Source organism: Enterobacter sp. 01-M-02-SI-ECC (assembly GCF_047530595.1).
In the GTDB taxonomy this organism is placed as follows: Bacteria; Pseudomonadota; Gammaproteobacteria; order Enterobacterales; family Enterobacteriaceae; genus Enterobacter; species Enterobacter cloacae_M.
Genome location: NZ_JBLKCZ010000020.1, coordinates 1 through 17,939, shown reverse-complemented (window position 1 = coordinate 17,939; position 17,939 = coordinate 1). Strand labels below are relative to the sequence as shown.

Annotated in this window: 18 protein-coding genes; 14 read left to right on the top strand and 4 right to left on the bottom strand. The window is 55.8% G+C overall.

Annotation, left to right across the window (positions count from 1 at the left end):
• Window positions 1-62: 62 nt before the first annotated feature.
• From rmuC to tatD, 8 genes are all read left to right on the top strand, one after another.
• Window positions 63-1,520: a DNA recombination protein RmuC gene (gene rmuC, locus ACMWLG_RS19940; protein WP_023309613.1), complete on the top strand. Its 1,458-nt coding sequence runs from the start codon at window positions 63-65 to the stop codon at window positions 1,518-1,520.
• Window positions 1,521-1,586: 66 nt separating this feature from the next.
• Complete coding sequence (ubiE, locus tag ACMWLG_RS19935) at window positions 1,587-2,342, top strand: bifunctional demethylmenaquinone methyltransferase/2-methoxy-6-polyprenyl-1,4-benzoquinol methylase UbiE (protein WP_023309612.1); 756 nt, start codon at window positions 1,587-1,589, stop codon at window positions 2,340-2,342.
• A gap of 13 nt (window positions 2,343-2,355) precedes the next feature.
• On the top strand, window positions 2,356-2,961 hold the full coding sequence (ubiJ, locus tag ACMWLG_RS19930; protein WP_045403845.1) for a ubiquinone biosynthesis protein UbiJ: 606 nt from the start codon (window positions 2,356-2,358) through the stop codon (window positions 2,959-2,961).
• Window positions 2,958-4,598 (top strand): ubiquinone biosynthesis regulatory protein kinase UbiB, encoded by a 1,641-nt coding sequence (gene ubiB, locus ACMWLG_RS19925; RefSeq protein WP_023309610.1) that lies wholly within the window; start codon window positions 2,958-2,960, stop codon window positions 4,596-4,598. The genes ubiJ and ubiB overlap by 4 nt, the downstream gene beginning before the upstream one ends.
• A gap of 76 nt (window positions 4,599-4,674) precedes the next feature.
• Complete coding sequence (tatA, locus tag ACMWLG_RS19920; protein ID WP_023309609.1) at window positions 4,675-4,929, top strand: Sec-independent protein translocase subunit TatA; 255 nt, start codon at window positions 4,675-4,677, stop codon at window positions 4,927-4,929.
• 3 nt (window positions 4,930-4,932) lie between these two features.
• Complete coding sequence (tatB, locus tag ACMWLG_RS19915) at window positions 4,933-5,475, top strand: Sec-independent protein translocase protein TatB (RefSeq protein WP_023309608.1); 543 nt, start codon at window positions 4,933-4,935, stop codon at window positions 5,473-5,475.
• A gap of 2 nt (window positions 5,476-5,477) precedes the next feature.
• Window positions 5,478-6,248, top strand: a complete 771-nt coding sequence (gene tatC, locus ACMWLG_RS19910; RefSeq protein WP_045403843.1) for a Sec-independent protein translocase subunit TatC — start codon at window positions 5,478-5,480, stop codon at window positions 6,246-6,248.
• 41 nt (window positions 6,249-6,289) lie between these two features.
• Complete coding sequence (tatD, locus tag ACMWLG_RS19905; protein WP_045403841.1) at window positions 6,290-7,072, top strand: 3'-5' ssDNA/RNA exonuclease TatD; 783 nt, start codon at window positions 6,290-6,292, stop codon at window positions 7,070-7,072.
• On the opposite strand, the gene rfaH is transcribed toward tatD, so the two are convergent.
• Complete coding sequence (gene rfaH, locus ACMWLG_RS19900) at window positions 7,069-7,560, bottom strand: transcription/translation regulatory transformer protein RfaH (protein WP_023309605.1); 492 nt, start codon at window positions 7,558-7,560, stop codon at window positions 7,069-7,071. The genes tatD and rfaH overlap by 4 nt on opposite strands.
• A gap of 173 nt (window positions 7,561-7,733) precedes the next feature.
• Here rfaH and ubiD point away from each other — a divergent pair, with 173 nt between their 5' ends.
• Both ubiD and fre read left to right on the top strand, forming a co-directional pair.
• Window positions 7,734-9,224, top strand: coding sequence for a 4-hydroxy-3-polyprenylbenzoate decarboxylase (gene ubiD, locus ACMWLG_RS19895; RefSeq protein WP_161496003.1), 1,491 nt, complete (start codon window positions 7,734-7,736; stop codon window positions 9,222-9,224).
• Window positions 9,225-9,266: 42 nt separating this feature from the next.
• Entirely contained in the window at window positions 9,267-9,968 is a 702-nt protein-coding gene (fre, locus tag ACMWLG_RS19890; RefSeq protein WP_008501516.1) for an NAD(P)H-flavin reductase, read from the top strand.
• A gap of 125 nt (window positions 9,969-10,093) precedes the next feature.
• Here the strand turns inward: fre and fadA are convergent, their stop codons facing one another.
• Complete coding sequence (fadA, locus tag ACMWLG_RS19885; RefSeq protein ID WP_008501515.1) at window positions 10,094-11,257, bottom strand: acetyl-CoA C-acyltransferase FadA; 1,164 nt, start codon at window positions 11,255-11,257, stop codon at window positions 10,094-10,096.
• Between the two features lie 9 nt (window positions 11,258-11,266).
• Entirely contained in the window at window positions 11,267-13,456 is a 2,190-nt protein-coding gene (gene fadB / locus ACMWLG_RS19880; protein WP_045403839.1) for a fatty acid oxidation complex subunit alpha FadB, read from the bottom strand.
• A gap of 190 nt (window positions 13,457-13,646) precedes the next feature.
• Between fadB and pepQ the strand changes: the two genes are divergently transcribed.
• Genes pepQ through hemG form a run of 4 tightly spaced genes read left to right on the top strand, consistent with a single transcriptional unit; the run spans window position 13,647 to window position 17,641 of the window.
• Complete coding sequence (gene pepQ, locus ACMWLG_RS19875) at window positions 13,647-14,978, top strand: Xaa-Pro dipeptidase (RefSeq protein WP_045403836.1); 1,332 nt, start codon at window positions 13,647-13,649, stop codon at window positions 14,976-14,978.
• The gene (locus tag ACMWLG_RS19870) at window positions 14,978-15,592 is read left to right on the top strand and encodes an IMPACT family protein (protein WP_045403834.1); all 615 of its coding nucleotides are present in this window, start codon (window positions 14,978-14,980) and stop codon (window positions 15,590-15,592) included. Before pepQ ends, ACMWLG_RS19870 begins: the two co-directional genes overlap by 1 nt.
• Window positions 15,593-15,633: 41 nt before the next feature.
• Window positions 15,634-17,085: a Trk system potassium transporter TrkH gene (gene trkH / locus ACMWLG_RS19865; RefSeq protein WP_023309600.1), complete on the top strand. Its 1,452-nt coding sequence runs from the start codon at window positions 15,634-15,636 to the stop codon at window positions 17,083-17,085.
• A gap of 10 nt (window positions 17,086-17,095) precedes the next feature.
• On the top strand, window positions 17,096-17,641 hold the full coding sequence (gene hemG / locus ACMWLG_RS19860; RefSeq protein WP_029739672.1) for a menaquinone-dependent protoporphyrinogen IX dehydrogenase: 546 nt from the start codon (window positions 17,096-17,098) through the stop codon (window positions 17,639-17,641).
• Between the two features lie 70 nt (window positions 17,642-17,711).
• On the opposite strand, the gene ACMWLG_RS19855 is transcribed toward hemG, so the two are convergent.
• A partial coding sequence (locus ACMWLG_RS19855) for a hypothetical protein (protein ID WP_414763022.1) occupies window positions 17,712-17,939 on the bottom strand: 228 nt, incomplete at its 5' end.

Here is a 17,939-nt window from a genome sequence, read left to right as displayed (position 1 = left end):
ACTGGACGTTTATACAGCACAATTCTATTTTGTGCGGGTAATACGTTGATGCAGGGGGCATTGTGGATATCTCGATCCTGATTTACGCGGTAATTGCGGTGGCGGGCGTGGCGATAGGCTGGCTCATTTCCAGCTATCAGCATGCACAGCAGAAGGCCGACCAGCTGGCAGAGCGCGAAGAGATAGTCGCTGAATTAAGTGCGGCAAAGCAGCAGCTTGCCCTGAGCGAACACTGGCGAGAGGAGTGCGAGCTGCTTAACAACGAGCTGCGCAACCTGCGAGATATCAACACCTCGCTGGAGGCCGATCTCCGCGAAGTCACTACCCGTCTTGAATCCACCCAGCTGCATGCGGAAGACAAAATCCGCCAGATGATCAACAGCGAGCAGCGCCTCAGCGAACAGTTTGAGAACCTCGCCAACCGGATTTTTGAGCACAGCAACCGCCGCGTTGACGAACAGAACCGCCAGAGCCTGAACAGCCTGCTGACGCCGCTGCGCGAACAGCTGGACGGTTTTCGCCGTCAGGTGCAGGACAGCTTTGGTCAGGAAGCCCGCGAGCGACACACGCTGGCGCATGAGATTCGCAATCTTCAGCAGCTGAATGCGCAAATGGCGCAGGAAGCGGTCAACCTGACCCGCGCGCTGAAAGGGGATAACAAAACCCAGGGCAACTGGGGAGAAGTGGTGCTGACCCGCGTGCTGGAGGCCTCTGGACTGCGGGAAGGATATGAATACGAAACGCAGGTGAGTATTGAAAACGATGCCCGCTCGCGAATGCAGCCGGATGTGATTGTGCGGCTGCCGCAGGGTAAAGATGTGGTGATTGACGCCAAAATGACGCTGGTGGCGTATGAACGCTACTTTAATGCGGACGATGATTACACGCGCGAGTCTGCGCTGCAGGAGCACATTGCCTCCGTGCGTAATCATATTCGCCTGCTCGGCAGAAAAGACTACCAGCAGTTGCCGGGTCTGCGCTCGCTGGACTATGTCCTGATGTTCATCCCGGTAGAACCCGCGTTCCTGCTGGCGCTCGACAGACAGCCCGAGCTTATCACCGAAGCGCTCAAAAATAACATTATGCTGGTCAGCCCCACCACGCTGCTGGTGGCGTTACGCACCATTGCGAACCTGTGGCGCTATGAGCACCAGAGCCGCAACGCTCAGCAGATTGCCGATCGTGCCAGCAAGCTTTACGACAAAATGCGCCTCTTCGTGGACGACATGTCTTCAGTCGGGCAGAGCCTGGATCGTGCGCAGGATAACTACCGCCAGGCGATGAAAAAACTCGCCTCCGGACGTGGCAATCTGCTGGCACAGGCCGAATCATTCCGTAGCCTGGGGGTTGAGGTTAAACGCGAGATTAATCCGGAATTGGTCGAACAGGCCACCGCCCAGGACGACGAGTTTCGCCTGCGAGAAGGTGCGGACGAACAAAATACAAACAGTGAAGACAATACGTTAGCGGCGGATTTATCACCAGACGAGACTCCAGCGCGTTTCTTTCGCGGTGGTTGAAACGTAGGGCAAACGCGCCCAATCTGTTACACTTCACGAACATTTTACTGATAAGCAGGCTCTGAGATGGCTGACGATTCACAAGACACAACGCACTTTGGCTTTCAGACTGTTGCCAAAGCGCAGAAAGCTGACATGGTGGCCCACGTATTTCATTCCGTGGCGGCGAAGTACGATGTGATGAATGACCTGATGTCGTTCGGCATTCATCGCTTGTGGAAGCGCTTCACCATTGACTGCAGCGGCGTACGTCGTGGACAAACGGTGCTGGATTTAGCTGGTGGTACGGGCGATTTAACCGCGAAATTCTCCCGTCTGGTGGGCGAAACCGGTCGCGTTGTTCTCGCCGATATTAATGACTCCATGCTGAAAATGGGACGCGAAAAGCTGCGTAATATCGGCGTGGTGGGGAATGTGGAGTATGTGCAGGCAAACGCCGAAGCGCTGCCATTCCCGGACAATACCTTTGATTGCATCACGATCTCTTTCGGTCTGCGTAACGTGACCGATAAAGAAAAAGCGCTGCGCTCCATGTACCGCGTGCTGAAGCCGGGTGGACGTCTGCTGGTGCTCGAGTTCTCAAAACCGATCATTGAGCCGCTGAGCAAAGCTTACGACGCCTATTCCTTCCACGTCCTGCCGCGCATCGGTGAGCTGGTGGCCAACGATGCGGAAAGCTACCGCTATCTGGCGGAATCTATCCGTATGCACCCGGATCAGGACACATTAAAAGCCATGATGCAGGATGCAGAATTTGAGAACGTTGAGTATTTCAACCTGACGGCGGGTGTCGTCGCGCTGCATCGCGGTTACAAGTTCTGAGTGGAGGTGTCCCGTGCCCTTTAAACCCTTAGTCACCGCAGGTATCGAAAACGTACTGAATGCTTTTCTCTATCGTGCTCCGGCGCTTAAAGCAGCGCGTCAGCGGCTAAACGGGAAGGTATTACGTATTGTTTTAAAAGAGTTCTCGACGCCGCTTGTGCTGGTCTTCAGCGAACGCCAGCTTGACGTTCTGGGGGCGTGGGAAGGTGACGCCGACTGCTCGGTCATCACGCACATGAGCGTGCTGCCAAAACTGCGCGATCGCCAGCAATTAACGGCGCTTATCCGCAGCGGTGAGCTGGAAGTGGAGGGCGACATTCAGGTCGTGCAGAACTTCGTTGCGCTCACCGACCTGGCGGAGTTCGATCCGGCGGAGCTGCTCGCGCCTTTTATCGGCGACATTGCCGCCGAAGGCATCGGGAAAGTTCTTCATGGCGGCGCCTCCTTTGCGCGTAAAAGCCTCCAGCGCCAGCAACGCTATGCGGCGGAAGTGCTGACTGAGGAGTGGCGAATGGCGCCCGGGCCACTGGAAGTTGCATGGTTTGCGGAAGAGACCGCTGCTGTTGAACGTGCGGTTGATGCGTTAACCAAACGGCTGGAAAAACTGGAGGGCAAATGACGCCTGGTGAAATTCGGCGCCTCTATTTTATTATTCGCACCTTTTTGAGCTACGGGCTCGACGAGCTTATCCCCAAAATGCGTATCACGCTGCCGCTTCGTATCTGGCGGCGGATGCTCTTCTGGATGCCCAATCGCCATAAAGGTCAACCGCTGGGTGAGCGTCTGCGCCTGGCGCTGCAGGAACTCGGTCCGGTTTGGATTAAATTCGGGCAGATGCTGTCGACCCGCCGCGATCTCTTCCCGCCTCTGATTGCCGATGAGCTTGCGATGCTGCAGGATCGCGTCGCACCGTTTGACGGCGCGCGCGCGAAAAAGCAAATTGAAGAGGCGATGGGAAATGTACCCGTCGAGACCTGGTTTGACGATTTCGACATTAACCCACTGGCATCGGCTTCTATTGCGCAGGTGCATACCGCGCGTCTGAAAGAAAACGGCAAAGAAGTCGTTATTAAGGTCATTCGTCCGGACATCCTGCCAGTCATCAAAGCGGACATGAAGCTGATTTATCGTCTGGCGCGCTGGGTGCCACGCCTGCTGCCGGACGGGCGTCGCCTTCGTCCACTGGAAGTGGTGCGGGAATATGAAAAAACGCTGATTGATGAGCTTAACCTGCTGCGCGAATCGGCAAACGCCATTCAGCTGCGTCGCAACTTTGAAAACAGCCCGATGCTCTATGTACCTGAAGTCTATTCTGACTACTGCAGCCAGAATATGATGGTGATGGAGCGTATCTACGGTATTCCGGTTTCGGATGTGGTGGCCCTGGAGAAACAGGGAACAAACATGAAGCTCCTGGCCGAACGTGGCGTACAGGTCTTCTTTACCCAGGTGTTCCGCGACAGCTTTTTCCATGCGGACATGCATCCGGGCAATATCTTCGTAAGCTACGAGCATCCTGAGGATCCGAAGTATATCGGTATCGACTGCGGGATTGTGGGGTCGCTGAACAAAGAAGATAAACGGTATCTGGCTGAGAACTTCATCGCGTTCTTCAACCGCGACTACCGTAAGGTGGCCGAGCTGCACGTCGATTCCGGCTGGGTGCCGCCGGATACCAACGTCGAAGAGTTTGAGTTCGCGATCCGGACCGTTTGTGAACCGATTTTTGAAAAACCGCTGGCGGAAATCTCCTTCGGGCACGTGCTGTTGAACCTGTTCAACACGGCTCGCCGCTTTAATATGGAAGTTCAGCCACAGCTAGTTTTACTTCAGAAAACATTACTTTACGTTGAGGGTGTAGGCCGACAGCTCTATCCTCAGTTAGACTTGTGGAAGACCGCGAAACCTTTCCTTGAATCCTGGATTAAGGATCAGGTTGGCATTCCGGCGCTGGTGCGCTCGCTGAAAGAGAAAGGCCCGTTCTGGATAGAAAAAATGCCTGAAATTCCTGAACTGGTTTATGACAGTTTGCGTCAGAGCAAGAACCTTCAGCACAGCATGGATAAAATCGCCCGCGAGCTTCAGTCCAGCCGTGTTCGCCAGGGACAGTCACGCTATCTCTTTGGGATTGGCGCAACGCTGCTACTGAGCGGTACGCTGCTGCTGATCAATCGTCCGGACTGGCAGATGATGCCCGCCTGGTTGATGGCTGGCGGGGTGGTAGTCTGGCTGGCAGGCTGGCGAAAAACGCGCTGAGCGTGCGTCGCTATCGACGGGTCGCATACGTATAATGCGACCTGACTCATTAATCATCTATCCCTGAGGAACATTTATGGGTGGTATCAGTATCTGGCAATTAGTCATTATTGCCGTCATCGTCGTGCTGCTGTTTGGCACCAAAAAGCTCGGTTCTATTGGTTCCGATCTGGGCGCGTCTATCAAAGGCTTCAAGAAAGCGATGAGCGATGATGAGAGCAAGCAGGATAAAACCAGCCAGGACGCTGACTTTACTGCTAAATCCATCGCCGACAAGCAAGAAGAAGCCAAAAAGGAAGACGCTAAACGCCACGATAAAGAGCAGGTGTAAGTCGTGTTCGACATTGGTTTTAGTGAGCTCCTGCTGGTCTTTGTGATTGGCCTGATTGTGCTGGGGCCGCAGCGTCTGCCGGTGGCAGTGAAAACCGTTGCGGGCTGGGTTCGTGCGCTGAGATCGCTGGCATCGACCGTTCAGAATGAACTGGCGCAGGAGCTTAAGCTGCAGGAATTTCAGGAAAGCCTGAAAAAGGTCGAGAAGGCGAGCATGGATAACCTGACGCCGGAACTGAAAGCGTCAATGGATGAGCTGCGCGAAGCGGCGGAATCGATGAAGCGTTCCTATAGCGTTAACGATCCTGAAAAAGCGAGCGATGAAGCGAACACCATCCATAACCCGGTGGTTAAGGGCAGCGAGGAGCAGCGCGAGGGCGTAACGCCTGCCAGTGCTGAACATCAGGCTGCCGCACCAGAACAGACGCCGCACGAAACCGAATTGAAAAAACAGGCGCAGCCAGAAGAGCCTGTGGCAAAAGCGGCGGAAGTGAAGCCCGCTGCGTCCGTTTCCGAATCATCCCCCTCGTCGAGTGATAAAGCGTAAACATGGCAGTAGATGATACTCAACCGCTGATTACGCACCTCATTGAGCTGCGTAAGCGCCTGTTAAACTGCATTGTTGCGGTTTTGCTCATATTCCTGTGCCTGGTCTATTTTGCCAACGATATCTATCAGGTGGTCTCTGCGCCGCTGATCAAGCAGATGCCGCTGGGCGCAACGATGATTGCAACAGACGTTGCTTCTCCGTTCTTTACCCCCATCAAGCTGACCTTTTGGGTGTCGTTGATTGCCTCTGCACCGGTCATTCTTTACCAGGTGTGGGCGTTTGTGGCGCCAGCGCTGTATAAGCATGAACGCAAGCTGGTGATCCCGCTGCTGGTGTCCAGCTCGCTGCTGTTCTATATCGGCATGGCGTTTGCCTATTTCGTCGTCTTCCCGCTGGCCTTCGGCTTCCTGACGCATACCGCGCCGGAAGGGGTCCAGGTGTCGACGGATATCGCCAGCTACCTCAGCTTTGTGATGGCGCTGTTTATGGCGTTTGGCGTGGCATTCGAAGTGCCGGTGGCCATTGTGCTGCTCTGCTGGGTAGGAGTAACGACCCCGGATGACCTGCGTAAGAAGCGTCCATATATTCTGGTGGGCGCCTTCGTGGTCGGCATGCTGCTGACACCGCCGGATGTTTTCTCGCAGACGCTGCTGGCCATACCGATGTACTGCCTGTTTGAGGTCGGCGTATTCTTCTCGCGTTTCTACGTGGGTAAAGGGCGTCGAGCGGATGACGAAGACGATACGTCCGACAAGACCACTGAAGAGTAAAATCAGCCGCCCGTCAGGGCGGTTGTTATATGGGGATTTGCATGTTTGATATCGGACTCAACCTGACCAGCTCGCAGTTTGCGAAAGATCGTGATGAGGTGGTTGCGCGCGCGTTTGCCGCCGGGGTGAAAGGACTGCTGCTGACGGGCACCAACCTGCATGAGAGCGAGCAGGCGCAGCAGCTGGCTCAAGGCTACGATCGCTGTTGGTCTACCGCTGGCGTGCATCCTCACGACAGCAGCCAGTGGACAGCGGAAAGTGGCGACACTCTCTACAGGTTGGCGAAGACGCCAGAAGTGGTGGCGATCGGCGAATGCGGTCTCGATTTCAACCGTAATTTTTCCACGCCTGAAGAGCAGGAAAAGGCGTTTACTGCCCAGCTTGCGCTCGCAGCAGAGCTTGAAATGCCCGTGTTTATGCACTGCCGCGACGCGCATGAGCGTTTCCTGACACTTCTGGATCCGTGGCTGGAGAAACTGCCCGGCGCGGTACTGCACTGCTTCACCGGTTCACGGCAGGAAGCGCTGGATTGCCTGAAGCGAGGGCTTTATCTAGGTATTACCGGCTGGGTTTGCGATGAGCGCCGCGGGCTTGAACTTCGTGAGCTGTTGCCAGTAATCCCGGCTGACCGGCTGCTCCTCGAAACCGATGCGCCTTATCTGCTACCGCGCGATATGAAATCCAAACCTGCATCGCGGCGGAATGAGCCCGCGTATCTGGGGCACATTGTTGAGAGCGTCGCGAAGTGGCGCGGAGAGGATCCGCACTGGCTTTCGGCGCAGACGGATGACAACGTGCGTAATCTGTTCGGAATAAACGTTTAAAGCTTGCGGAAGTCGGTGTTTTTAACGCTCTGCAGCACCTGCTTGTTCAGCAGATTGAGCAACAGCATAGAGCGCGCTTCCCCGTCCGGCTCGGCAAAAATCGCCTGCAGGCCTTCGAAAGCGCCTTCGGTAATCACGACGCTATCGCCTGTGTAAGGGGTTTCGGGGTCGGTGATCCCCTCAGGCTGTTGATAAATCGACAGCTGATGAATGACCGTCGACGGAACCGTTGCCGGATGGGCACCAAAACGAACGAAGTGGCTGACGCCGCGCGTTGCGCTGATGGTGGTGGTATGGATGACTTCCGGGTCGAACTCCACAAACAAGTAGTTCGGGAACAACGGCTCACTGACGGTTGTGCGCTTCCCGCGCTGCATTTTTTCAAGCGTGATCACGGGCGTCAGGCAATTTACAGACTGACGTTCAAGATGTTCCTGCGCGCGCTGAAGTTGCCCGCGTTTGCAATACAGTAAATACCAGGCCTGCATAATCACTCTTTCCCTTAGTTCGGGGCGCAAGCATATCAAAACCCTGGCGGGATCGCTAAGTTGATTATAATGGGGGAAAATGGAACAGAACGCATAAGTTCACGCTTATTTAACAAAATTACAGCATCAAGCAGGCTTACGCCGTATAATGAAGCGCTTACAGAGAGGCCATGATTAACTGCATGAAATACCACGATCTCCGCGACTTCCTGACGCTGCTGGAAAAGCAGGGTGAACTCAAACGTATTACACTTCCTGTCGATCCTTACCTGGAAATGACAGAAATTGCTGACCGCACCCTGCGTGCCGGTGGCCCCGCATTACTGTTTGAAAATCCGAAAGGTTACTCCATGCCGGTGCTGTGCAATCTGTTTGGTACACCGCGTCGTGTTGCACTGGGAATGGGGCAGGAAGACGTCTCTGCGCTGCGTGAAGTCGGTAAACTGCTGGCGTTTCTGAAAGAGCCGGAGCCTCCGAAGGGCTTCCGCGATCTGTTCGACAAGCTGCCGCAGTTTAAGCAGGTGCTGAACATGCCCACCAAGCGCCTGCGCGGCGCGCCGTGCCAGCAGAAAGTGCTGGAAGGCGATGCGGTTGATCTGACCAAAATCCCTATTATGCAGTGCTGGCCTGAAGATGCCGCTCCGCTGATCACCTGGGGGCTGACCGTTACGCGCGGCCCGCACAAAGAGCGGCAAAACCTCGGTATTTACCGCCAGCAGTTGATTGGCAAGAATAAACTCATTATGCGCTGGCTGTCGCATCGCGGCGGCGCGCTGGATTTCCAGGAGTGGTGCGCTGCGCATCCGGGGGAGCGTTTCCCGGTGTCTGTCGCCTTAGGCGCCGATCCGGCCACCATTCTGGGAGCCGTCACGCCCGTGCCGGATACGCTCTCTGAATATGCGTTTGCAGGCCTGCTGCGCGGAACGAAAACCGAAGTCGTGAAGTGTATCTCTAACGATCTCGAAGTTCCGGCCAGTGCTGAAATTGTGCTGGAAGGTTACCTCGAGCAGGGTGAAATGGCGCCAGAAGGCCCCTACGGCGACCACACCGGCTATTACAACGAAGTGGATAACTTCCCAGTGTTCACCGTGACGCACATTACGCAGCGTGAAGATGCGATTTATCACTCTACGTATACCGGACGTCCACCGGACGAACCGGCGGTGCTGGGCGTGGCGCTAAATGAAGTGTTTGTGCCGATCCTGCAAAAGCAGTTCCCGGAAATTGTTGATTTTTATCTGCCGCCTGAAGGATGCTCGTATCGCATGGCGGTGGTCACGATGAAGAAGCAGTATCCTGGTCACGCTAAACGCGTGATGATGGGCGTATGGTCTTTCCTGCGCCAGTTTATGTATACCAAATTTGTTATTGTCTGCGATGATGACGTTAACGCCCGCGACTGGAATGACGTAATCTGGGCCATTACCACGCGAATGGACCCGGCGCGCGATACGGTGTTAGTCGAAAACACGCCGATAGATTACCTGGATTTTGCCTCGCCGGTTTCCGGTCTTGGCTCAAAGATGGGACTGGATGCCACAAATAAATGGCCTGGCGAAACCGACCGTGAATGGGGTCGCCCGATCAAAAAAGATCCTGCCGTGACCGCGCGAATTGACGCGATCTGGGACGAGCTGGCCATAATGAATAACGGTAAACCCTGAGCTAACCGTTAAGCCCTATAGACTTCCCGACAGAGAGAGCGAATGACAACCTTAAGCTGTAAAGTGACCTCGGTAGATGCCATCACCGACACCGTATATCGCGTCCGTTTAGTGCCTGAAGCGCCATTCTCTTTCCGCGCGGGTCAGTACCTGATGGTCGTGATGGATGAGCGTGATAAGCGTCCTTTCTCTATGGCCTCAACGCCAGCGGAGCAGGAATTTATTGAGCTTCATATTGGTGCGTCAGAGCTTAACCTGTATGCGATGGCGGTGATGGATCGGATCCTGAAGGAACGTGAAATCGTGGTGGATATTCCACACGGCGATGCGTGGCTGCGCGATGACGAAGACCGTCCGCTGATCCTGATCGCTGGCGGTACGGGCTTCTCTTACGTGCGCTCCATTCTGCTGACCGCCCTGGCGCGTAACCCTGACCGCGACATCACCATTTACTGGGGTGGCCGCGAAGAGAAACATCTGTACGACCTGTCAGAGCTGGAAGCGCTGAGCGTAACCCATCCTAACCTTCGCATTGAGCCGGTGGTTGAGCAGCCGGAAGAGGGCTGGCGTGGTCGTAGCGGGACGGTGCTGACGGCGGTGCTGCAGGATCACGGCACGCTGGCAGGGCACGATATCTATATCGCTGGCCGTTTCGAGATGGCGAAAATTGCCCGCGACCTGTTCTGCAACGAACGTGACGCGCGTGAAGACCGCCTGTTTGGCGATGCGTTTGCCTTCATTTAAATAAAAAACCCGCCCCTGACAGGCGGGAAGAACGGCAACTAAACTCTTTCTCTTCGCCAATGACGCCATAACTGCGTTGGCTGCGTTCGTTCTGACGTCATTGGCTTTGAGATACTTTTCCTGATTTACACTCTCTCAAACACCGTCGCGATACCCTGACCCAGCCCGATACACATCGTTGCCAGACCAAACTGGGCATCTTTGCGTTCCATCAGGTTGATAAGCGTTGTGCTGATACGCGCTCCGGAGCAGCCCAGCGGGTGACCGAGGGCGATCGCGCCGCCGTTGAGGTTAATCTTCTCGTCGATCTGCTCCATCAGCCCCAGATCTTTAATGCACGGCAGGATCTGCGCGGCGAACGCTTCGTTCATTTCAAACAGGTCGATGTCGCTGGCGGTTAATCCCGCTTTTTTCAGCGCCAGCTTCGAGGCCGGAACCGGGCCGTAACCCATGATTGAAGGATCGCAGCCCACGACCGCCATCGAACGTACCCGAGCGCGAGGCGTTAAGCCCAGCTCGCGGGCGCGACTTTCGCTCATCACCAGCATCGCGGCGGCACCGTCGGACAGTGCCGACGAAGTACCTGCCGTTACCGTACCGGTGACCGGATCAAACGCAGGGCGCAGGGTAGAAAGCGCTTCTACGGTGGTTTCCGGGCGGATGACTTCGTCGTAGCTGAACTGCTTCAGTACGCCGTCTGCGTCGTGGCCGCCGGTCGGGATGATCTCGTTCTTAAAGGCACCGGACTGCGTGGCGGCCCATGCGCGAGCGTGAGAGCGCGCGGCAAAGGCATCCTGCATTTCACGGCTAATGCCGTGCAGCCGAGAGAGCATCTCGGCGGTCAGGCCCATCATCCCCGCGGCTTTCGCCACGTTACGGCTCATGCCTGGGTGGAAATCGACCCCGTGGCTCATCGGCACGTGACCCATGTGCTCGACGCCGCCCACCAGGCAGGCCTGAGCATCGCCGGTCATGATCATGCGCGCCGCGTCGTGCAGCGCCTGCATTGATGAACCGCACAGGCGGTTAACGGTGACGGCCGGAACCGAATGCGGGATCTCCGCCAGCAGCGACGCGTTGCGGGCGATGTTGAAGCCCTGCTCCAGGGTCTGCTGCACGCAGCCCCAGTAGATATCGTCGAGCGCAGCCGGATCCAGCGCCGGGTTACGCGCCAGCAGGCTACGCATCAGATGCGCGGAGAGGTCTTCCGCACGCACGTTACGGAACGCGCCGCCTTTTGAACGGCCCATCGGGGTGCGAATCGCATCAACAATGACAACCTTTTCCATTGTGACTCCTTAAGCCGTTTTCAGCTCGCCAACCGGACGGGCTGGCTCAACTGCTGGATAGTAGGGTTCGTTATGGCGCGCTTTGTTACGCAGCCCTTCCGGCACTTCATAAAGCGGGCCGAGGTGCTGATACTGCTGAGCCATATCGAGATAGCGGGCGCTGCCGAGCGTGTCCAGCCAGCGGAACGCGCCGCCGTGGAACGGAGGGAAGCCCAGGCCGTATACCAGCGCCATATCCGCTTCCGCCGGGCTGGCGATAATGCCTTCTTCGAGGCAACGCACCACTTCGTTAATCATTGGAATCATCATGCGGGCGATGATCTCATCGTCGGTGAAGTCGCGTTTCGGCTGGCTAACGTCGGCCAGCAGACCATCCACCACAGCATCTTCTTCTTTCTTCGGTTTGCCTTTGCTGTCTTCTTTATAGCGCCAGAAGCCCTGGCCGTTTTTCTGGCCGAAGCGGTTAGCGTCGAACAGAGCGTCAATGGCGTCGCGATAATCTTTCTGCATGCGCTGCGGGAAGCCTGCCGCCATCACCGCCTGAGCGTGGTGGGCGGTATCAATGCCGACCACGTCCAGCAGATACGCCGGGCCCATCGGCCAGCCGAACTGTTTCTCCATCACTTTGTCGATTTTGCGGAAGTCCGCACCGTCGCGCAGCAGCTGGCTGAAGCCGGCGAAGTAAGGGAACAGCACGCGGTTGACGAAGAAGCCCGGGCAGTCGTTAACAACGATCGGCGTTTTGCCCATCTTGCTTGCCCATGCCACCACTTTAGCGATGGTTTCGTCAGAGGTTTTTTCCCCACGGATCACTTCGACCAGCGGCATTCGGTGTACCGGATTGAAGAAGTGCATCCCGCAGAAGTTTTCCGGACGCTTTAGCACGCTCGCCAGTTCGCTGATTGGAATGGTGGAGGTGTTCGAAGCCAGCACGGTCTCAGGACGAACTTTGTCTTCCGTTTCTGCCAGCACCGCTTTTTTGACTTTCGGGTTCTCAACAACCGCTTCAACGACGACGTCCACGCGGTCGAAACCGCTGTATTCCAGCACGGGCTGAATGGTGGAGATCACACCTGCAAGCTTCAGCCCGTCAATTTTTCCACGCTCCAGCTGTTTATTCAGAAGCTTGGACGCTTCGGTCATGCCCAGCGTCAGGGATTTCTCGCTGATGTCTTTCATCACCACCGGCACGCCTTTCCAGGCCGACTGGTAAGCGATGCCGCCACCCATAATGCCCGCGCCGAGTACCGCCGCATGTTTTGGCGTCTCAACGTTTTTGGTCAGCTGCCTGGCTTTACCCTTCACGAACTGATCGTTGAGGAAGATACCGACCAGCGCGCGAGCTTCATTGGTGTGCGCCAGAGGGACAAAGCTCTGATTTTCGAGCTTCAGCGCTTCATCGCGTCCGAGACGAGCAGCTGCTTCAATGGTTTTCACCGCCGTGATTGGTGCCGGGTAGTGTTTACCCGCCGTCTGCATCACCATGCCTTTGGCGATGGTGAAGCTCATGGTGGCTTCAATCTTGCTGAGTTTTAACGGTTCCAGCTTCGGCTGGCGTTTGGCTTTCCAGTCGAGATCGCCGTTAATGGCCTGACGCAGAATGGCGAGCGCACCTTCAACCAGTTTCTCTGGCTTCACGACGCCGTCGACCAGGCCGATTTTCTGAGCCTGTTCTGCGCCGACATCTTTACCTGCGGCAATGATCTCAAGGGCGCTGTCGGCACCCAGCATGCGCGGCATACGCACGGAGCCGCCAAAGCCCGGCATGATGCCCAGCTTGGTTTCCGGCAGGCCGATGCGCAGGTCCGGCGTCGCCAGACGGTAGTCGGTCGCGAGTACGCATTCGCAGCCGCCGCCCAGCGCGTAGCCGTTAACGGCGGAAATAGTCGGGACAGGCAGATCTTCCAGACGATTAAAGACGCTGTTGGCAAAGTGCAGCCACTGGCTCAGCTGTTCTTCCGGGACCAGGAACAGCGAAAGAAACTCGGTGATATCGGCACCGACAATAAAGGCCGCTTTGTTCGAACGCAGCAGCAGCCCTTTTAATTCAGGTTGTTTTTCAAGAACATCCAGCGCCTGGCCAAGACTGGCCACCGTCGCGGTATCAAGCTTGTTCACTGAGCCGGGGGCATCGAACACCAGTTCGGCAATGCCATCTTCCAGCCAGTTGAGGTACAGGGTGTCGCCTTTGTAGAGCATGTCAGTCTCCTGAATCCAGCAATTGGATCTGGTCATACCAGATGAGTCGGAGTGTGGGATTTATGTTAATAAAATGCAAATTACTCATTAAGAAAATGCTGCATTGATCACGGTCGGTGGAAATCACGCAGCCGGAGTGAGGTGTGCTAAGATGCGATGACTTGAGGTCAAAAAAACGAAAGGAAGAATGATGGACTCACTGGCTTCGCTTTATAAAAATCATATCGTTACCCTACAGGAACGTACCCGCGATGTACTGGCCCGCTTTAAGCTGGATGCGCTGCTGATCCACTCCGGCGAGCTGATGAATACCTTTCTGGATGACCACGCTTATCCGTTTAAGGTGAACCCGCAGTTCAAAGCCTGGGTGCCGGTGACTCAGGTTCCAAATTGCTGGCTGCTGGTTGATGGCGTGAACAAGCCAAAACTGTGGTTCTACCTGCCGGTCGATTACTGGCACAACGTAGAACCGCTGCCGACCTCTTTCTGGACGGAAGAGATTGATGTGATTGCACTGCCGAAAGCGGACGGCATAGGCAGCCAGCTGCCTGCCGCGCGAGGCAACATCGGCTACATTGGCCCTGTTCCGGAGCGCGCGCTGGGTCTGGATATTCCGGCAGACAAACTCAACCCGAAAGGGGTGCTGGATTACCTCCACTACTACCGCGCCTATAAAACCGACTACGAACTTTACTGCATGCGTGAAGCGCAAAAAACGGCGGTGAACGGTCACCGTGCGGCGCATGAAGCCTTCCAGTCCGGCATGAGCGAGTTCGACATCAACCAGGCGTACCTGACCGCCACCGGTCATCGCGATACCGACGTGCCGTACAGCAACATTGTCGCGCTGAACGAGCATGCTTCCGTACTGCATTACACTAAACTTGACCACCATGCACCGTCTGAGATGCGCAGCTTTCTGCTGGACGCTGGCGCCGAGTACAACGGCTACGCGGCCGATCTGACCCGTACCTGGGCGGCGAATGCGGACACCGATTTCGCGCAGCTGATCAAAGACGTGAACGATGAACAGCTGGCGCTGATTGCCACCATGAAGGCGGGCACCAGCTATGTGGATTACCACATCCAGTTCCATCAGCGCATCGCCAAACTGCTGCGTAAGCACCAGATTGTGAAAGACATGAGCGAAGAAGCGATGGTCGAGAACGATCTGACCGGGCCATTCATGCCGCACGGTATCGGCCACCCGCTGGGCCTGCAGGTTCACGACGTTGCGGGCTTTATGCAGGATGATACCGGCACGCACCTGGCGGCACCGTCTAAATATCCTTACCTGCGCTGCACCCGTATTCTGGAGCCGCGTATGGTGCTGACGATTGAGCCGGGGATCTACTTTATTGAATCCCTGCTGGCGCCGTGGCGTGAAGGCCAGTTCAGCAAGCACTTCAACTGGGAAAAAATTGAGGCGCTGAAGCCGTTTGGCGGTATTCGCATCGAAGATAACGTGGTGGTTCACGAAAACGGTATCGAGAATATGACGCGAGACCTGAAGCTGGCCTGATGGAAAGCTGGCTGATACCGGCTGAACCGGTCACCTTTGTTGAGGAAATCAAGAAAAGCCGCTTTATTACGCTGCTGGCGCATACCGACGGCGTAGAGGCGGCAAAAGCGTTTGTCGAGTCCGTCCGGGCTGAGCATCCTGACGCCCGTCACCACTGCGTGGCGTGGGTAGCAGGGCCGCCGGACGATTCACAGCAGTTGGGGTTTTCCGATGACGGTGAACCGGCGGGCACGGCCGGTAAACCCATGCTCTCCCAGCTAATGGGCTGCGGCGTGGGCGAAATAACCGCCGTGGTGGTGCGCTACTACGGCGGCATCCTGTTAGGCACGGGTGGGCTGGTAAAAGCCTATGGCGGCGGAGTTCAGCAGGCACTGAATATGCTCACAACTATCCGCAAAACGCCGCTCACCGAATATACTTTGTTGTGCGATTACGCTCAGCTATCGGGCATTGAAACGCTGCTCAAACAGTTTAACGGCGTCATCGCGCACAGTGAATATCAGGCAATGGTGAAATTACGCGTGGCGCTTCCTCAGGCGGAGCTGGCTGCTTTTTCAGCAAAACTGGCTGATTTTAGTCGTGGTTCGTTGCAATTGCTGCCGATTGAAGAATAATCCCCACCTCACTTTTTTGAATACCAAAGGAAGCGGCAGAGATGCATTTTCGTGCCATAACCCGAATCGTTGGACTGCTGGTCATACTTTTTTCCGGGACGATGATTCTCCCAGGACTGGTGGCGCTTATCTACCGGGACGGCGCGGGGCGGGCATTTACCCAGACCTTCTTTGTCGCGCTGGCGATCGGCTCGCTGCTGTGGTGGCCAAACCGTCGTCAGAAAGGTGAACTGAAATCTCGCGAAGGATTTTTGATTGTGGTCCTGTTCTGGACGGTGCTGGGGAGCGTCGGTTCGCTGCCCTTTATCTTCTCTGAACAGCCTAACCTGAGCATTACGGATGCCTTTTTTGAATCGTTCTCCGGTTTAACAACCACCGGGGCGACGACGCTGGTGGGGCTGGATTCACTCCCGCACGCCATTCTCTTTTATCGTCAGATGCTGCAGTGGTTCGGGGGGATGGGGATCATCGTCCTGGCAGTGGCTATTCTCCCTATTCTGGGCGTTGGCGGCATGCAGCTCTATCGCGCTGAAATGCCCGGGCCGCTGAAAGATAACAAAATGCGCCCGCGTATTGCCGAGACGGCGAAAACCCTCTGGCTTATCTATGTATTACTGACGGTGGCCTGTGCGCTGGCGCTATGGTTTGCCGGGATGCCCGCTTTCGACGCCATCGGACACAGCTTTGCGACGATCGCTATCGGCGGGTTCTCCACCCACGATGCCAGCGTCGGCTACTTCGACAGTCCAACGATTAACACCATTATTGCCATTTTCCTGCTGATTTCAGGCTGTAACTACGGTCTGCACTTCTCTTTACTGAGCGGGCGCAGCCTGAAGGTGTACTGGCGTGACCCGGAGTTCCGTATGTTTATTGGCGTCCAGCTTACGCTGGTAATCATCTGTACCCTGGTGCTGTGGTTCCATGATGTCTACAACTCCGCGCTGACCACGCTAAATCAGGCGTTCTTCCAGGTGGTATCAATGGCGACGACCGCCGGGTTTACCACGGACAGTATCGCGCGCTGGCCGCTGTTCCTGCCGGTGCTGCTGTTATGCTCGGCATTTATCGGGGGCTGTGCGGGTTCTACGGGCGGTGGCCTGAAGGTAATTCGTATTCTGCTGCTGTTTAAGCAGGGCAACCGTGAGCTGAAGCGCCTGGTCCACCCGAACGCGGTTTACAGCATTAAGCTGGGGAACCGCGCGCTGCCGGAACGTATCCTCGAAGCGGTGTGGGGCTTCTTCTCGGCGTATGCGCTGGTCTTTATCGTCAGCATGCTGGCGATTATCGCGACGGGGGTGGATGATTTCTCCGCCTTTGCGTCCGTCGTAGCAACATTGAATAACCTCGGGCCCGGTCTGGGCGTTGTGGCTGATAACTTTGCCAGCATGAACCCGGTCGCGAAATGGATCCTCATCGCCAATATGCTGTTTGGTCGTCTTGAGGTCTTTACGCTGCTGGTGCTGTTCACCCCTACATTCTGGCGCGAGTAAGGAGCCGTTGATGAAAACATTGATTCTTTTCTCTACGCGAGACGGACAAACGCGTGAGATTGCCGCTTATCTGGCGTCGGAATTAAAAGAGCTGGGTATTTACTCTGATGTGGTGAACCTGAACCGTGCGGAGCAGATAGCCTGGCAGGAGTACGATCGCGTGGTAATTGGCGCGTCAATTCGTTACGGGCATTTCCATCCGGCGCTGGATCGCTTTGTGAAGAAGCACACGGCGGTGCTCAACAAATTGCCCGGTGCCTTTTACTCGGTCAATCTTGTCGCACGTAAAGCCGAGAAGCGTACGCCGCAGACCAACAGCTACACGCGCAAGTTTTTACTCAGCTCGCCGTGGCAGCCTGACCTGTGCGCCGTCTTTGCCGGCGCGCTGCGCTACCCTCGCTACCGCTGGTATGACCGCTTTATGATCCGCCTGATTATGAAGATGACCGGGGGTGAAACCGATACGCGTAAAGAAGTGGTTTATACCGACTGGTCGCAGGTGGCCAGTTTTGCGCGAGAAATCGCACATTTAACGGGCGATTCGCGACATAAATAAGCGTTAAGTTTGAAAAGTGAGCGAACGAAAAGTTTTTTGTATTTTGTGCTTGTCACGTCGGAATAACTCCCTATAATGCGCCTCCACTGACACGGAACAACGGCACACACGCCGCCGGGTCAGCAGAGAAAAGCGAAATTAATCGCTTGACTCTGAAGCGGGAAAGCGTAATATGCACACCCCGCGCCGCAGCGAAAAGCGAAGCGGCACTGCTCTTTAACAATTTATCAGACAATCTGTGTGGGCACTCAAAGTGACATGGATTCTTAATGTCTTCGGACAATAAATGAATACCAAG

Coding starts and splice junctions, on each gene's coding strand:
- ubiE (WP_023309612.1), top strand. CDS start 1,587: ATGGCTGACGATTCACAAGACACAACGCACTTTGGCTTTCAGACTGTT.
- ubiB (WP_023309610.1), top strand. CDS start 2,958: ATGACGCCTGGTGAAATTCGGCGCCTCTATTTTATTATTCGCACCTTT.
- tatA (WP_023309609.1), top strand. CDS start 4,675: ATGGGTGGTATCAGTATCTGGCAATTAGTCATTATTGCCGTCATCGTC.
- tatC (WP_045403843.1), top strand. CDS start 5,478: ATGGCAGTAGATGATACTCAACCGCTGATTACGCACCTCATTGAGCTG.
- tatD (WP_045403841.1), top strand. CDS start 6,290: ATGTTTGATATCGGACTCAACCTGACCAGCTCGCAGTTTGCGAAAGAT.
- rfaH (WP_023309605.1), bottom strand. CDS start 7,560: ATGCAGGCCTGGTATTTACTGTATTGCAAACGCGGGCAACTTCAGCGC.
- fre (WP_008501516.1), top strand. CDS start 9,267: ATGACAACCTTAAGCTGTAAAGTGACCTCGGTAGATGCCATCACCGAC.
- fadA (WP_008501515.1), bottom strand. CDS start 11,257: ATGGAAAAGGTTGTCATTGTTGATGCGATTCGCACCCCGATGGGCCGT.
- fadB (WP_045403839.1), bottom strand. CDS start 13,456: ATGCTCTACAAAGGCGACACCCTGTACCTCAACTGGCTGGAAGATGGC.
- pepQ (WP_045403836.1), top strand. CDS start 13,647: ATGGACTCACTGGCTTCGCTTTATAAAAATCATATCGTTACCCTACAG.
- ACMWLG_RS19870 (WP_045403834.1), top strand. CDS start 14,978: ATGGAAAGCTGGCTGATACCGGCTGAACCGGTCACCTTTGTTGAGGAA.
- trkH (WP_023309600.1), top strand. CDS start 15,634: ATGCATTTTCGTGCCATAACCCGAATCGTTGGACTGCTGGTCATACTT.
- hemG (WP_029739672.1), top strand. CDS start 17,096: ATGAAAACATTGATTCTTTTCTCTACGCGAGACGGACAAACGCGTGAG.